The 14,622-nt window shown below is 74.4% G+C and carries 12 protein-coding genes; 7 read left to right on the top strand and 5 right to left on the bottom strand.

What is annotated here, in order from left to right; all coding sequences use genetic code 11:
• Nucleotides 1-78 precede the first annotated feature (78 nt).
• Genes SOM35_RS09385 through SOM35_RS09365 form a run of 5 tightly spaced genes read left to right on the top strand, consistent with a single transcriptional unit; the run spans nt 79 to nt 5,885 of the window.
• Nucleotides 79-1,557: a glycerophosphoryl diester phosphodiesterase membrane domain-containing protein gene (locus tag SOM35_RS09385; RefSeq protein WP_320515186.1), complete on the top strand. Its 1,479-nt coding sequence runs from the start codon at nt 79-81 to the stop codon at nt 1,555-1,557.
• On the top strand, nt 1,554-2,195 hold the full coding sequence (locus tag SOM35_RS09380) for a DUF4129 domain-containing protein (RefSeq protein WP_320515185.1): 642 nt from the start codon (nt 1,554-1,556) through the stop codon (nt 2,193-2,195). The genes SOM35_RS09385 and SOM35_RS09380 overlap by 4 nt, the downstream gene beginning before the upstream one ends.
• Nucleotides 2,192-3,508, top strand: coding sequence for a DUF4350 domain-containing protein (locus tag SOM35_RS09375; protein ID WP_320515184.1), 1,317 nt, complete (start codon nt 2,192-2,194; stop codon nt 3,506-3,508). The genes SOM35_RS09380 and SOM35_RS09375 overlap by 4 nt, the downstream gene beginning before the upstream one ends.
• 38 nt (nt 3,509-3,546) lie before the next feature.
• Nucleotides 3,547-4,536: an AAA family ATPase gene (locus SOM35_RS09370; protein WP_414648566.1), complete on the top strand. Its 990-nt coding sequence runs from the start codon at nt 3,547-3,549 to the stop codon at nt 4,534-4,536.
• Complete coding sequence (locus SOM35_RS09365; RefSeq protein ID WP_320515183.1) at nt 4,536-5,885, top strand: DUF58 domain-containing protein; 1,350 nt, start codon at nt 4,536-4,538, stop codon at nt 5,883-5,885. Before SOM35_RS09370 ends, SOM35_RS09365 begins: the two co-directional genes overlap by 1 nt.
• 50 nt (nt 5,886-5,935) lie before the next feature.
• On the opposite strand, the gene SOM35_RS09360 is transcribed toward SOM35_RS09365, so the two are convergent.
• Nucleotides 5,936-6,931: a stage II sporulation protein M gene (locus SOM35_RS09360; protein WP_320515182.1), complete on the bottom strand. Its 996-nt coding sequence runs from the start codon at nt 6,929-6,931 to the stop codon at nt 5,936-5,938.
• Between the two features lie 77 nt (nt 6,932-7,008).
• On the opposite strand from SOM35_RS09360, the gene SOM35_RS09355 reads away from it, so the two are divergent.
• A complete protein-coding gene (locus SOM35_RS09355) occupies nt 7,009-7,878 on the top strand; it encodes an RDD family protein (RefSeq protein ID WP_320515181.1) in 870 nt (289 codons plus the stop codon).
• Between the two features lie 62 nt (nt 7,879-7,940).
• On the opposite strand, the gene ahcY is transcribed toward SOM35_RS09355, so the two are convergent.
• Both ahcY and SOM35_RS09345 read right to left on the bottom strand, forming a co-directional pair.
• The gene (ahcY, locus tag SOM35_RS09350; RefSeq protein WP_320515180.1) at nt 7,941-9,419 is read right to left on the bottom strand and encodes an adenosylhomocysteinase; all 1,479 of its coding nucleotides are present in this window, start codon (nt 9,417-9,419) and stop codon (nt 7,941-7,943) included.
• A 108-nt stretch (nt 9,420-9,527) separates the two neighbouring features.
• Complete coding sequence (locus tag SOM35_RS09345) at nt 9,528-9,755, bottom strand: DUF3499 family protein (protein WP_110904719.1); 228 nt, start codon at nt 9,753-9,755, stop codon at nt 9,528-9,530.
• A 68-nt stretch (nt 9,756-9,823) separates the two neighbouring features.
• Between SOM35_RS09345 and SOM35_RS09340 the strand changes: the two genes are divergently transcribed.
• A complete protein-coding gene (locus tag SOM35_RS09340) occupies nt 9,824-10,264 on the top strand; it encodes a metallopeptidase family protein (RefSeq protein WP_111074221.1) in 441 nt (146 codons plus the stop codon).
• A 58-nt stretch (nt 10,265-10,322) separates the two neighbouring features.
• Here the strand turns inward: SOM35_RS09340 and SOM35_RS09335 are convergent, their stop codons facing one another.
• Complete coding sequence (locus SOM35_RS09335) at nt 10,323-11,720, bottom strand: DUF5719 family protein (RefSeq protein ID WP_320515179.1); 1,398 nt, start codon at nt 11,718-11,720, stop codon at nt 10,323-10,325.
• The gene (locus SOM35_RS09330; RefSeq protein ID WP_320515178.1) at nt 11,717-14,569 is read right to left on the bottom strand and encodes a glycosyltransferase; all 2,853 of its coding nucleotides are present in this window, start codon (nt 14,567-14,569) and stop codon (nt 11,717-11,719) included. Before SOM35_RS09330 ends, SOM35_RS09335 begins: the two co-directional genes overlap by 4 nt.
• Nucleotides 14,570-14,622 lie beyond the last annotated feature (53 nt).

Genomic DNA, 14,622 nt, shown 5'->3' with positions numbered 1-14,622 from the left:
GCCCCGTCATCGGAGGTTTTCCGACAGGATGGACACGGTCGCGCCGTTCCGGCAGCGGCCAGGCGAGGGGGCAGTTCGATGGTCGACGACGGATGGCAGGTCCCGGGGGCGAACGGGCCGCAGCACGGCGGCGGTGCGCAGCCGCCGGCGACGCCGACACCGCAGGCACCGCAGTACCCGACAGCGCAGCAGTACCCGACAGCGCAGCAGTACCCGACGGCCTGGGGCCCGGTCGGACAGCCGGGAGGCACGCCCGCCCCCGGCTCCCCCGTCCCGCCCATCGGTGGGCCGGCCCCACTGCCGCCCGCGTCCCGCCCGGTGATCCCCCTCCGGCCGCTGGGTCTCGCGGACGTGCTGGCCGGCGCCTTCACGGTCTTCCGCCGCAACGCCCGCGTGCTGCTCCTCTGGGCCGTCCTGCTCTCCGGTGTCCTCGGGCTGCTGGCCACCCTCGGCACCACGGCCGGTCAGCAGATCCTGCAGAGCCGTGTGCTCTCGGCCGTCGACGGCGGGGGCCGTGGGGAGACGGACAGCATCATCGCCGGCACGGTGACCCTGTACGCGGTGCTGTCGATCGGCCTGCCGTTCCTCACCTACCTGGCGCGCGGGTTCCTCGTCGCCCCGGTCGCGGTCGACACCGGGCAGCGCGTGCTCGGGCGGCGCGGCACGTTCCGTGGCCTGTGGTCGCTGCTCGCCGGGCGCCGGGGTGCTGTGATCGGCTGGATCGTCCTGCAGCTCGTCGCCGGGATCGCGGTCGCCGTCGTCTTCGTCGTGGTCGTGATCGCGTTCGTGGCCGCCCTCGCCGCGGGCCGGAGTTCGGCCGGCTGGTACGTGTTGGCGATCGTCGTCATGGCCCTCGGGTTCACGGTGCTCCTGGCGTTCCTGGTCACCCGGTTCGCCTTCACGGTGCCGACGATCGCGCTCGAGGGACGCGGGGTCTTCTCGGCGGCCGGACAGTCGTGGCGGCTCACCCGCGGCGCGTTCTGGCGCACGTTCGGCATCCTGCTGCTCGTGCAGGTCGTGCTCGGGATCGCGGGCAGCATCGCCAGCATCCCGCTCACCCTCGGGCTGAGCCTGTTCTCCGGCGTGTTCGACCCGCTCGGGCAGACCGCGTCCACGAGCGGCAGCCCGTCGGTCGGCGGCGTCATCGCCCTCGTCATCGGCAGCCTGCTCGTGATCGCAGTGCAGTCCGTGACGGACGTGCTGAGCGCCTCCGTCGTGACCTTCCTGGCGATCGACCGCCGCATCCGCACCGAGGCGCTCGACCAGCGCATCGCGTCGCACCTGGACACCGGGCAGCCCGCGGACCCGTTCGCGCCGCACGCCCCGGTGGCGCGTCCGCCGTGGACGCCGGGCGCGCCGTGGCAGCAGCCGTGGCCACAGCAGCAGTGGCAGCCCCAGCAGCCGCAGCAGCAGCAGCAGTGGCAGGGCTGGCCGCAGCAGCCGCAGCAGCCGTGGAGCCCGCAGCAGCCGTGGCCACAGCAGCAGGGCTGGCAGCCCCAGCAACCGCAACAGCCGGCACAGCCCTGGACCCCGCAGCCGCCGGACGCCCGCGGATGAGCACCCCCGGACCCGACGAGGCGCGCCGACTGCTCGAGCAGGAACTCGCCCACCGGGAGTACCGCGGCGCGCAGGAGACGTGGTGGGACCGGGCCTCGCGGTCGTTCCTCGACTGGCTCGGCTCCTTGGCCCCGGACGGTGTCGGCTCGCCCGGCGTCGGCCGCACCCTGCTCGTCATCGCCGTCCTCGTGCTCGTCGCCGTGGTCGTCCTGGTCGTCGTCACACGAGGGCTCCCCCGCCGCCGTGCCCGCCTCCGGCCGACGGCGCCCGGCGGGGTCTTCGACGACGACGACCGCCGCTCGGCACAGGCCGTCTCCGCCGCCGCCTCGGCCGCGTTCCGTGCCGGGGACTGGGCGACCGCCGTCCTCGACGGGTACCGTGCCCTCGCCCGCGGGCTCGGCGAACGCGACCTGGTCCTCGTCGTGCCGGGGGCCACCGCCCGCGCCATCGCCGACCGTGCCACCCTCCCGTTCCCGCAGCTCGGCGACGTGCTCCGCGGCGCCTCCGACACGTTCGACGCCGTCCGCTACCTGGGGGTCGAGGCCGACGAGTCCGCCGCCCGTCGCGTCCTCGAGACCGAGCGCGCCGTCCGGGAGGCCCGTCCCACCCCCACGGACCGGCCGGCGGTCCCCGCGTGAGCGCCCCGACGGCACCGGCAGAGGCAGCGGCACCGACCGGGGTCCCCGGTGCCGCGACCGCCGCCGGCGAGGACCGGAAGCCGCGCTCGGACCGCGTCCTCCGCGTCGTCGGCTGGATCGCGGTCGTCGTGGTCGGGTTGCTGCTCGCCGCCCTGACCGCCGCGGTGGGCCAGGGTGACCCGCAGCGACCCGTCCCGCTCGACCCGACCTCGACGGCGACCAGCGGCTCCCGGGCCGTGGTCCGGGTCCTCGAACAGCAGGGCACCCGGGTCGACGTGGTGCACGACGCCGACGCGCTCGACGTCGGCACGGGCGACACGGTCCTGGTCGACGACTCCGCCGGGGTGCTCGACCGTGGCGTGGCCCGACGCATCGCCCGGACGGCTCCGGACGTGGTGCTCGTGACGAACGACCCGGGCGTCCTGGAGTCCTTCGACGTCGACGCCCGTCCGGCTGGCAGCACGTCGTCGACCCGCGTGGCCTCGACCGCGTCCTGCCCGATCCCGGCGGCGCGGACCGCGGGCTCCGTCACCGTCGTCGGTGCCACCTACGACACCGACGACCCGACGGTGGAACGCTGTGCGCCGTCCGGCACGGGCGCGGACACCCGCTGGGGGTTGCTGCGGACCACCACGGTGGACGGCCGGGTCACCCTCCTCGGCACCACCGGTGTCCTCCGCAACGACACCGTCATCCGTGCGGGCAACGCGGCCCTCGCGCTCGGCCTGCTCGGCAGCGGCGACCGCCTGGTCTGGTACGTCCCCACCGCCGCAGGCAGCGACGCGGCCCCGTCCCTCGGTGACCTCGCCCCGCCGTGGGTGCCGAGCGCCATCGCCGTCCTCGGGCTCGTCGCGGTCGCCGCCGCCCTCTGGCGCGGCCGCCGGCTCGGGCCCCTCGTCGTCGAACGCCTGCCCGTCGTCGTCCGCGCCGCCGAGACCACCGAGGGACGCGCCCGCCTCTACGCCCGGGTCCGCGACCGCACCCACGCCCTCGACACCCTCCGGCTCGCGGCCGTCCGGCGGATCGGACGCAGCCTCGGGCTCCCCCGGTCCGCCCACGTCGACGAGGTCGTCCGACGCACCGCCGCCGTGACCGGGCGGTCCGCCGACCGCGTCGGCGCCGTGCTCGTCGGCGGCAGCACCGACGACGACCGCGCGCTCGTCGACGGGGCAGCCGCCCTGGACGAACTCGAGCACGCGGTCCGCCGAGCCCGCTCCGGGGACGCGGGACGGGCCTCCCGGTCGGCGCCCACCGGGGCACCCGCGGAACCGACACCACCGACCACGCCCGAACGACCAGGAGGACGATCGTGACCGACCTGCCCACCACCCCGCCCTCCGGCAAGGCCGCCGTGCCTGCCACCGGGCCCACCTCCGGGCCGACCCCGGGCGGCGACCCGCTCCGCGAGGTGCTCGGCCGTGTCCGCACCGAGGTCGGCAAGGCCGTCGTCGGGCAGGAGGGCGCCGTCTCCGGCATGATCGTCGGGCTGCTCGCCCAGGGCCACGTGCTGCTCGAGGGCGTCCCCGGTGTCGCGAAGACCCTGCTGGTCCGCAGCCTCGCCGCGGCGATGTCGCTCGACACCAAGCGCATCCAGTTCACGCCCGACCTGATGCCCGGCGACGTCACCGGCTCGCTCGTGTACGACGCGTCGACCGGTACCTTCCCGTTCCGCGAGGGACCGGTGTTCACGAACGTCCTGCTGGCCGACGAGGTGAACCGGACCCCGCCGAAGACGCAGTCCGCCCTGCTCGAGGCGATGGAGGAACGGCAGGTCAGTGTCGACGGCGCAGCACGGATGCTGCCCGACCCGTTCTTCGTCGCCGCCACGATGAACCCGATCGAGTTCGAGGGCACCTACACGCTCCCCGAGGCACAACTCGACCGGTTCCTCATGAAGCTGACGCTCGACCTGCCGCCGCGCGAGGTCGAGTGGCAGGTCCTCCGCCGCCACGCCGACGGGTTCGTGCCGCGCGACGTCCGCTCGGCGGGGATCGTCCCCGTGGTCGGCGTCGACGAGGTCCGGGCCGCGCAACGCGCGGTGCGTGCCGTCGGTGCCCGGGACGACGTCCTCGCCTACGTCGTGGACCTGGCCCGCGCCACCCGCCAGGCCCCGTCCGTCCGGATCGGTGTCAGCCCGCGCGGGTCCACCGCGCTGCTGGCGGCCGCGAAGGCATGGGCGTGGCTGACCGGCTACGACGCGATCACGCCCGACCACGTCCAGGCGATGCTGCTGCCCGTGTGGCGGCACCGACTGCGGATCGCCGCCGACGCCGAGCTCGAGGGCGTCGACGCGGACGGTGTGCTGCAGCAGGTCCTCGAACAGGTCCGGGTGCCGATCTAGTGGCGGTCTCGGGTCGGTTCGTCGCGCTGCTGGTGGTCGCCGTCGTCCCCACCGTGCTGCTCGGCAGCGGGTGGGGCGCGCTGGCGTGGATCGGCCTGCTGCTCCTGGCGAGCGCCGTCGACCTGCTGCTCGCCGCGGACCTCACCCGCGTCCGGGTCGACCGCCGGATGCCGCGACTCGCGCGTCGGGACACCGCGGCGGAGGGCACGCTCGTCCTGAGCAACGACGGCAGCCGCGTCCTCCGCGCCCTCGTCCGGGACATGTGGGAGCCGTCGGCCGGCCAGGAACCGCGTCGCGTCCGTCTGACGGTGCCGTCCGGCGAACGCCGCACCGCCCGGATGCGCTTCACCCCGTTCCGGCGCGGACGACGGACCACCACCGGGATCGCGGTCCGGGCCTCGGGTCCACTCGGCCTCGTCGCCCGCCAGCGGGTCGTCCCAGCCCCCGGCGAACTCGTCGTCACGCCGCCGTTCCGGTCCCGGCGCCACCTGCCGTCGCGACTTGCCCGGCTCCGCGAACTCGACGGCGAGACCACGCTACAGCTGCGTGGGCACGGCACCGAGTTCGACTCCCTCCGCGACTACGTCCGCGGTGACGACGTCCGGTCCATCGACTGGCGGGCCACGGCGCGCCGCCAGGACCTGGTCGTCCGCACCTGGCGCCCCGAGCGCGACCGCCGCGTCGTCGTCATCGTCGACGCCGGACGCGCGGGCGCCGGCCGGGTCGACGACGAACCCCGCCTGGACACCGCCATCGAGACGGCGCTCCTCGTCGGTGCCCTCGCGGCGGCCGCCGGTGACCGGGTCGACCTCGTGGTGCTCGACGACGCCGTGCGCGGCCGGGTGCACAGCGCGACCCGCTCGGACGTGGTCCAACGGTTCGGCGAGACCCTCGCGCTGGCCGAGCCGGAACTCCGGCCGACCGACTGGGCCGCGGTCCCCGGGATCGTCGACGCCGTGACCACGCAGCGCGCCCTCGTGGTGCTCGCGACCAGCCTCGACTCGGTGGGCGCCTCCGGCGACCTGCTGACGGTCCTTCCCCTGCTCGCTCGGCGTCATGCCGTCGTCGTGACGTCCGTCGAGGACCCGGCCGTGGCGCGGATGGCGGCGAGCGGCGAGGGTGACCGGCGGGGCGGGAGCGAGGCGGGCCTCCCGACCGGGACCGCTGCGACCCACGGGTCGGTCGACGTGTACCGGCGCGCGGCCGCGGAACGGTCGCTGCTCGACGCCGACGGCGTCGCGGACGTCGCCCGTCGCGCCGGCGCGGAGGTCATCCGTGGTCTGCCCGAGGAGGTCCCGCCACGGACCGCCGACGCGTACCTGCGGGCGAAGGCGGCCGGGCGGCTCTGATCGGGAGCGCTGGCCGGCGGGCGCTGACCGGGAGGCGCTGGTCGGCACTGTCAGCCGGCGACGATCTCGGTGGCTCCCCGGTCGAACTCGTCGACGTCGCCGCGCTCCCCGGCACGGTGCGCGCGCCCGCCGACGACCCACTGGTACGTCAGGACCAGCGCGAGCGCCACCGTGCCGATGCCGATCTTGACGGGCCACGGCCAGTCCTGCCGGGTCACCGTCCCCTCGACGATCCCGGAGAGCAGCAGGGTGAGCACGAGACCGATCGCGACCGTGTTGAGTGCGCGGCCGTCCTCGGCGAGGGCCTGCGCGCGCGTCCGGTGTCCCGGGGCGATCCACGACCACGCGATCATCAGGCCGGCACCACCCGCCAGGAAGATCGAGTACAGCTCGAGCTGCCCGTGCGGTGCGATGTAGAGGAAGAAGTCCCCGAGCCGCCCCTGCGAGTGCATGATCGACGCCGAGACGCCGAGACTCACCGCGTTCTGCACGATCGAGTACGGCACGAAGAGCCCGGTGATGCCGAACGCCACCATGCTCGCGGCGATGTAGGCGTTGTTCGTCCACACCTGCGCCGTGAACGCGCCGAGCCCGTGGTCGGAGTAGTAGTCGACGAAGTCCTGTGTGGCGTACCGGCGGAGCGCCGAGTCCGAGCCGAACGTCGCGACGGCGCCGGGCGTCGAGGTGATCCAGACGGCCGTGACGGCGGCGATCAGGACGGTCGCGACGGCGACACAGATCGTCACCCAGCGGATCCGGTACAGCGCAGCCGGCAGCTGCAGGGCGAAGAAGCCGACGACCGCGGTCACCGGGTCGACCGGCGTCCCCGTGAAGCGGAGCCGCGCACGGTGCAGGGTCAGCGACAGCCGGTCCCCGGTCGCCGAGCGCGGGGACACCTGCCGGATGCGGGCGAGGTCCGTCGCGGCCGACTGGTAGTCGGCGAGCATCCGGTCGACGTCGTCACCGGAGGTCGGGCGTCGCCGTGCGAGCCGGTCGAGTTCGTCCCATCGCGCCCGATGTGTCTCCGCGTAGGCGTCCAGGTCCATGCGCTCCCCCTCGTGCTGGTCGGAGCCGCGCTCCGGGTCCCCGACCGCTCGTGGTCGTCTTCCGACAGAATGATCCCATGCCGAAGCGCGCCACGCCCCGGGACCTCGCGGACCGCCGCTTCGTCCGCGCCCTCGACGACACCGACGACGCACTCGTCGTCGGTGAGGCGGTCGCGCTCGACGTCGTCCCCGCGAGCATCGTGTTGCGAGGCGCGGCGGCCCTGCTCGACGCGCTGTGCCTCCTCGCGCTCCTCGTGATGCTGCTGCTCGGGCTGTCGCGCGTCATGCCGGCCGACATCGACTCCGGCTGGGCCGCCGCGACCCAGATCGTCGTGATGGTCGTCGTCTTCGTGCTCGTGCCGGCGGCCGTCGAGACCGTGACGCGTGGCCGGAGCGTCGGCCGGTACGCCCTCGGCACCCGGGTGGTGCGGGTCGACGGCGGCGCAGTGTCGTTCCGGCACGCGTTCACCCGGGCGCTCGTCGGGCTCCTCGAGCTCTGGCTGACCGTGGGGTCGCTGGCGCTGCTCGTCGCCCTGTTCGGGTCCCGCCCTCGGCGTCTCGGCGACCTGCTGGCCGGCACCGTCGTGCAGCACGAGCGCCTGCGTCGGTCGGTCGACCCGGTCGTGACGCTGCCGCCGTCGCTCGTCGGGTGGGCCGGCCTCGCCGACGTCCGGCGGCTGCCGCAGCGGCTGGAGAACCGGATCGCCGCGTTCTTCCGGGGTGCGGGAACGGTCCAGCCCGGTCTGCGTGCCGAGGTCGCTCGTTCCTTGGCAGCCGAGGTGGCCGAGTACGCCCAGCCGGTGCCGACGGTGCCGGCCGAGGAGTTCCTCGCCGGGGTGGTCGCCCTGCGCCGCGCCCGTGACCTGCGGGCGTTCACCGGGCGGGCGCGCACCCTCGAGCGGGCGAGCGTCGCGGCGGGCGCGCGTCCGCCGGGCTTCCCGCGCTGAGCCCCGGACGCTGACGCCCGACGGACTCCGACACCGGACGGACGCTGCCCGCCGATCTGGGCTCAGTACCGGTACTGCTCCGACTTGTACGGGCCGTCGACCGGAACGCCGATGTACGCGGCCTGCTCCGGCCGGAGTTCGGTGAGCCGGACCCCGAGGGCGTCGAGGTGCAGCCGCGCGACCTTCTCGTCCAGGTGCTTCGGCAGCACGTACACGCCGATCGGGTACTGGTCGAGCCGGGTGTGCAGCTCGATCTGCGCCAGCACCTGGTTCGTGAAGGAGTTGCTCATCACGAAGGACGGGTGCCCGGTCGCGTTGCCGAGGTTCATCAGGCGGCCTTCGCTGAGCACCAGGATCGAGTGGCCGTTCGGCAGGCGCCACTCGTGCACCTGCGGCTTGATCTCGACCTTCTCGGCACCGGCCATCGACTCGAGGCCGGTCATGTCGATCTCGTTGTCGAAGTGCCCGACGTTCGCCACGATCGCCAGGTGCTTCAGGGCGAGCATGTCGTCCACCCCGACGACGCCGAGGTTGCCGGTGCACGTCACGACGATGTCCACCTGGTCGGCGACGTCCTGCAGCCGGGCGACCTGGTAGCCGTCCATCGCTGCCTGGAGGGCGCAGATCGGGTCGACCTCGCTGACGATGACACGGGCACCCTGGCCGCGGAGGGCCTCGGCCGCCCCCTTGCCGACGTCGCCGTAGCCGACGACGAAGGCGACCTTGCCGCCGATGAGGACGTCGGTGGCCCGGTTCAGGCCGTCCGGCAGCGAGTGTCGGATGCCGTACTTGTTGTCGAACTTCGACTTGGTGACCGAGTCGTTGACGTTGATCGCCGGGAACTTCAGCTCACCGGTGCGCGCCAGTTCGTACAGGCGGTGCACGCCCGTGGTGGTCTCCTCGGTCACGCCTTCGATGTCGGCGGCGATCCGGGTCCAGCGGTCGGCGGACTGCTCGAGCGAGGACGCGACCGTGGCCAGCACGATCTTCCACTCGGCGCTGGCGTCCGGCTCGGCGTCCGGCACACGACCGGCCGCTTCGGCGTCCACACCGGTGTGCACGAGCATCGTGGCGTCACCGCCGTCGTCGAGGATCAGGTTCGGGCCGGTCCAGTCGGCGCCGGACGCGGCGGCCTCAGCGCTCCAGTCGAAGACCTGGTTCGTGCACCACCAGTACTCGTCGAGGGTCTCGCCCTTCCAGGCGAACACCGGGACGCCGGCGGGGGCGTCCGGGGTGCCGGTCGGCCCGACGGCGACGGCGGCCGCGGCTTCGTCCTGCGTGGAGAAGATGTTGCAGCTGGCCCAGCGGACCTGCGCCCCGAGGGCGACCAGCGTCTCGATGAGGACCGCGGTCTGCACGGTCATGTGCAGCGAGCCGGCGATGCGCGCCCCGGCGAGCGGCTGCGCGGTGCCGAACTCGTCGCGGAGGGCCATCAGGCCGGGCATCTCGTTCTCGGCGAGACGGATCTGGTGGCGTCCGGCCTCGGCGAGCGAGAGGTCGGCGACGCGGAACGGGACGGCGGCGCGGGTGTCGGTCGGCATGATCGTCAGTCTTCCACGCGCTGCCGACGACGGTGGGGGCTCGTGACGTCCGTGGACAGCACCACGGGAACGGCCGCCGGTGCAGGAGAGCGCTGGACGGGCCTCCCGTCAGGAGGGGTGACGCTCCGGCGTCCGCGGCGGCGGGTCGCGGCGGATCACCCGCCAGCCCTGCGGGACCCGCAGCGTCGCGGCGTGCCGGGCACAGAGGTCGTACCCGTGCGGTTCCACGCGACCGGAGAGCGGTCCGACGACGACCATCGAGTCGGCGTAGTCGTACGTCAGGGTCGCCGAGGCGCCCGCGCCACAGGCGACCTTGCTGCAGATCCGTACGTCCATACCGGAGACGACCCTACCGGCCGCGTCCCGGGGACCCTGCCCGGGGTGTGGCCGCGTACGATGGCCGGATGCGCCGCAAGCCCAGGATCGTCACCCCGGTCGACCGTGCACGCGGACGCTCCCGTCACGGCCGCGGCCACCGGTCGAGCGTGACCGGACCCGAGCTCGCGCCGGTGATCACCCGTGCCGAGACCTTCGACCGCATCGTCGGCGACACCGCCCACTACCTGGTCGGGCTCTGGCCCGGAGAGCTGGCGGGCGTGGTGTTCCAGGTCGCGGACATGCCGACCGACACCGGCCTGCCGGACGAACTGCCCCGGTGGCGCATCGAGCGCGACGACCGCCGGGTGACGGTCTTCCGGATCCCGGTCGAGCGGGTCACCCACAGCCCCGAGAAGGACGACGTGGACCGGCGGATCGTCGTCGAGACCGCGGTGTTCCGCGCGGTGGCGGAGCTGCTCGACAAGGACCCGTGGGACCTGGCACCGGACCGCTACCGCCACTGGTGACGCACCGGTCGGCGGCGCCCGCCGGGCGGACGGCCGACGGCGGACAGCAGACCGCGCCCTAGGGGTAGATGCGCACCGGGCTCGAGACCTCGGTCTCCGGCCGGACCGGGAACCCGGCGATGCCGTCGTCCCCCTGGTACGTGACCCCGGCGACCAGCCCGTCCGCACCGCTGATCGTGACCTGCTGTGCGGTCGGCACCTTCACCGTGGCGGTCGAACCGGAGGTGACCTGTACCTCCTGCGAGTCGTCGCCCGAGCGCACGGTGACGGTCGCGTCCTGCCGGGTCGGGTTGACGAGGTTCAGACGCGCCCCGGAGCCGGCGGCGACCGCGGTGACCGTGGTGCCCGAGAGCGGCTCGGCCGAGGCGAACCAGCCCAGGTCGGTCCGGTCGTCGTCGGTGGGGGTCGTGGTGCGGGCTCCGGCGACGATCGGCACCGACGAGTCGATCGTGAACGAATAGCGCCCGTCCGGGAAGTCGTCGAGCGGCACGTCGGTGACGACGCCCGGCTCGGCGGTGGCGTCGACCGTCGTGCCGCCGCCGTCCGCCGTGGTGATGCCGAGGGTGACGCGTGCGACCTCGGTGCCCGGCACGTAGAGGCGGAGGACCGGGCCGGCGTCGGCGGTGTCCTCACCGCGTTGGGCCCCCTCGGCGTCGTCGAGGACGACCGCGGGGATGACCTGGCTGCGCGACGGTGCCGCCCCGCCGGAGACGATGTCGAACCCGCCGGGGGTGAGCGTCCGGACGACGGTCTCCTGCATGTGGGCGACGATCTGGCCGCCGGACGAGGTGACGTGCACGACGGTCGAGCCCTGGTCGGTGACGAAGCCGGAGAGCGGCACGACCTTCTGCGAGTTCGGGGCGACCACGATGCCGGTGGTCCCCGGGGCACTGACGGTGCCGGTGGCGTCCGCGATGGTCAGGTCGACGGTCGCGTTGACGTCGGTCGGGTTGCTGAGCGTGACCAGGCTGGTGCGGCCGGTCTCGGTCGATCCGCCGACCAACCACGTCGACTGCGACGGGTCGTCACAGGAGGCTGCGCCCACGCCGACGACGTCGCCGTCGGACACGCTCTGGTAGCTGCTGCCCGCCACCTGCGGCGCGGTCTCCCCCGCCGGTGCGGTGAGGAGGGTCGGTGCGCTGCTGCCGGTGCTCGCGCTGCCGAGCTCGCTGCGGTCGACCCGGTCGCCGGTGGTGGCGGTGGCGATCTGCGGCGACCCGATGGTGCTCGCGCGGGTGGCGTCGTTGCCGGCGTCGTCGGACAGACGCAGGGCGCTGCCGGCGCAGACGCGCTCCGCGGCGGCCGGCACCGGGGTGACGGTCCGTCCGGCGGGGTGTCCCGGGTCCTCGGTGGTGCCGATCGTGTGTGCGGCGGCGATCGTGCCGACCGCGACGATCACGGCGACGGCGGTGGCGGTGCCGCGGAGGGCCCAGCGGCGCGCGGTGCTCGTGCTCATTCGTCGCGCTCCTCGTCGAAGGTGGTGGCGGGTTCGTCGGCCTCGAGGACGTTCGACGTCGCACGGCGGCGGCGCGGCGCGGTCGGCACGGCGAGCAGTGCGGCGGCGCCGAACACCACGCCGATCACCACAAGGTAGAGCACGTGGGTGGCCTTCGCGGCGGCCGAGCCCGTGCTGGTCCGGTCGACGGCGCCCTCGTAGTGGAACAGCGACCCGTTGGTGGTCTCGCCGATGCTCGTGAAGCGGGCGTCCTGACCGATCGCACCGGCGGCACGGTCGTGCACGGCGCGGGCCTCCGGGTCGGCGGGGGCGTCGTCGAGCAGGACGAAGCTGACGCCGAGGTCACGGAGCGCCGGCTCGGGGTCGTAGCCGCTGCGGCTCGCGAGGTTGCCGGCCAGGGTCGCCAGGCGGCTGCCCGACCGGCTCAGCGAGAGCGCGGTGGCGTCGAGGGTGGACTGGTCGTCGAGCGTGGAACCCTGGCCGCGTTCGAGGGCGACCGCGAGCGAGCCGTCGGTCTGCGGCTGGACGACGAGCGTGCCGACGTCGGGGTTCGCCTGCGCCTCGGCGTTGACGTAGGCGCTGAGCACCCGGCCCGAGGTCGGCTGGATGGCCGCGCGGTCGAGGTAGAAGGCGGCGAAGGCCGGGGCGACCGCGACGGCGGCGAACACCGTCGCGACGAGTCCGACCACCGGTGCGGCCCGGGGCACGGTGTCGACACCGATGCAGGCGGCGACGACGATCGCGAGGGCGAAGACCGACAGCGCACTGCCCGGCCAGACGATCGTGGTGGTGGACCCGACGCCGGTGACGGCCAGGTGCGTGGCGCCGAACGCGGTCGCGTAGCCGAGGAGTGCGGCGACCAGCGCGGTGCCGGCGAGCGACCAGCGGTGACCGAGGACGGCTCCGACGGCACTGGCGGCGACCGGCAGGGCCAGCACCGCCATCACGATCGGCAGCACCGCGTCACCGAGGCCGAGCGGCGCGACCGCGGACAGCCAGCCGTTCCAGTCCGGCAGCGGCTGCCCGATCGCGAGCTGCAGGGCGCTCGGCGCGGGCGTGGCGGAGGGGACGCCCGGGTCGGCGAAGACCGCGAGCGGGTTGCCCCGGGCGACCTGCGCGAGCACGAGCGGGACGAAGAGCACCGCGGCGGGCACCGGCACGAACACGCGTCGGTGGGCGTGCCGCCAGCCGACCACGAGGGCGACGAGCCAGCCGATGAGCAGCACCGGCAGGAGTGACGGTGCCGAGGCGGCGATGACGGCGAAGAGCAGAGCGGCGCCCGAGGCCGACGCCCAGGAGCGGTGCGCCTCGACGAGGGTCAGGAACAGCCAGGGCAGCAGCACGTGGGCGATCACGGCGCCGAGGTGACCGGTGGTGACTGCACCGACGAGCGCGGGAGCGACCGTGTAGAGGACGGCGCCGATGACCGGCACCCAGGTGCGCGTCGTCACCTTGCGCACCGCAGCCCACGCACCGAGGGCGGCGAGCGGGAAGGACAGCAGCATGACCACGACGACCGAGGTGGACGGCGACCAGAACGTGATCGAGCCGAGCGCCGCGACGACCGCGGCGAAGGGGTCCGACGGGCCGGTGAACCCGGTCCCGAGGGAGTGCCAGCCGAACCCGACGTTCCGCCAGAGGTCGCCGACGTCGGTGCTCAGCGGCAGCAGTCCGCCGCCGGTGAGCGCCGGCGACCCGAGCAGCGGGAAGAGCGTGACGACGCTGAGCACGGCCGCCGCGAGGACGACCCAGATGCCGCCGTCGGCCAGGAACGAGGCCCGGGCGATCGGTGCGTCCTCGACCCGCGCGAGCTCGACGTCGCGGGAGGTCGTGCGGTGCTCGTGCACCCGCCGCCAGCTGATCCGGAGCGGTTCGACCGCGGCCCAGCCGAGCTTCCGGTTCGCCGCGAGGGTCTTCCGGGCACGACCGACGCCACCGCCGAACGCGACCGCGAACGCCGCGGCGAGTTCGCCACCGACGGCCGCCGGGTGCTTCGCGACGAGGTGGCCGATCGCGCGGCCGAGGGCGAACGGCACGAGGGTCAGCCAGTGGATCCAGAGGACCCCGGCGGACGAGTAGGTCAGGCGGCGGTGCAGCTGCGCCTGGCGGTGCATCCGCACGCGGCGACGCTCGGAGACCTTGGCGCGGCCGAACTCCTCGATCGGCCCGGCGCTGGTCGCGCGGGCCTCCGGGACGACGGCGACACGGTGGCCGGCCAGGCGTGCGCGCACCGAGAAATCGAGCGCGGCGTCGACGTCCGGCAGGGCCGGGTCGAACCCGCCCAGGCTGTTCCAGACGGAACGGCGGACGAGCATGCCGCCGGCGGAGACCCCGAGCACGTCGGTGTGCCGGTCGTGCTGGCCCTGGTCGAGCTCGTCCTGGACGAGGGTGATCGAGCGGCCCATCCGGGTCATGCTCTCGCCGAACGCGGCGATGCGGGCCGGGTCGTCGACGTTGACGAGCTTCGGGCCGGCGATCGCGACCGAGGGGGCGATCTCGACGGCGCCGAGGAGGGCGGCCAGTGTGCCGGGCGTGGGGCTGTTGTCGTGGCCCAGGAGCCACAGCCACTCGTCGACGCCGTCCCCGGGCTCGGCGCGCGGTGCGACCTGTTCGCCGTGCCGGACGGCCTCGCCGAACGGGCGACCGGCCGCGATGCGGGAGAGCTGGGCGCTGCCACCGAAGGAGAGTTCCGAGGTGGATCCGTCGGTCGAGCCGACGTCGACCACCACGAGCCCCTCCGGCGGGCGGGTCTGTGCCGCCAGGGCGTTCAGGGTGCGGTCGAGATGGTCCGACCCGTTGGCTGCGACGAGGATCGCGGTGACGCGGGGCGTGGAGGCACTGGGCTGCATGACGGGAGCGACTCTACGGGCCGGGAGGCGCGGTGCCGGCCGCCGACGGCGGC

The sequence above is a fragment of the Curtobacterium sp. CFBP9011 genome, from assembly GCF_034045095.1.
Taxonomy (GTDB): domain Bacteria; phylum Actinomycetota; class Actinomycetes; order Actinomycetales; family Microbacteriaceae; genus Curtobacterium.
The sequence above is the reverse complement of the archived record's forward strand: the minus strand, read 5'-3'. Positions and strand labels throughout refer to the sequence as shown.

Coding starts and splice junctions, on each gene's coding strand:
- SOM35_RS09380 (WP_320515185.1), top strand. CDS start 1,554: ATGAGCACCCCCGGACCCGACGAGGCGCGCCGACTGCTCGAGCAGGAA.
- SOM35_RS09335 (WP_320515179.1), bottom strand. CDS start 11,720: ATGAGCACGAGCACCGCGCGCCGCTGGGCCCTCCGCGGCACCGCCACC.
- SOM35_RS09340 (WP_111074221.1), top strand. CDS start 9,824: ATGCGCCGCAAGCCCAGGATCGTCACCCCGGTCGACCGTGCACGCGGA.
- SOM35_RS09360 (WP_320515182.1), bottom strand. CDS start 6,931: ATGGACCTGGACGCCTACGCGGAGACACATCGGGCGCGATGGGACGAA.
- SOM35_RS09330 (WP_320515178.1), bottom strand. CDS start 14,569: ATGCAGCCCAGTGCCTCCACGCCCCGCGTCACCGCGATCCTCGTCGCA.
- SOM35_RS09385 (WP_320515186.1), top strand. CDS start 79: ATGGTCGACGACGGATGGCAGGTCCCGGGGGCGAACGGGCCGCAGCAC.
- ahcY (WP_320515180.1), bottom strand. CDS start 9,419: ATGCCGACCGACACCCGCGCCGCCGTCCCGTTCCGCGTCGCCGACCTC.
- SOM35_RS09355 (WP_320515181.1), top strand. CDS start 7,009: ATGCCGAAGCGCGCCACGCCCCGGGACCTCGCGGACCGCCGCTTCGTC.
- SOM35_RS09345 (WP_110904719.1), bottom strand. CDS start 9,755: ATGGACGTACGGATCTGCAGCAAGGTCGCCTGTGGCGCGGGCGCCTCG.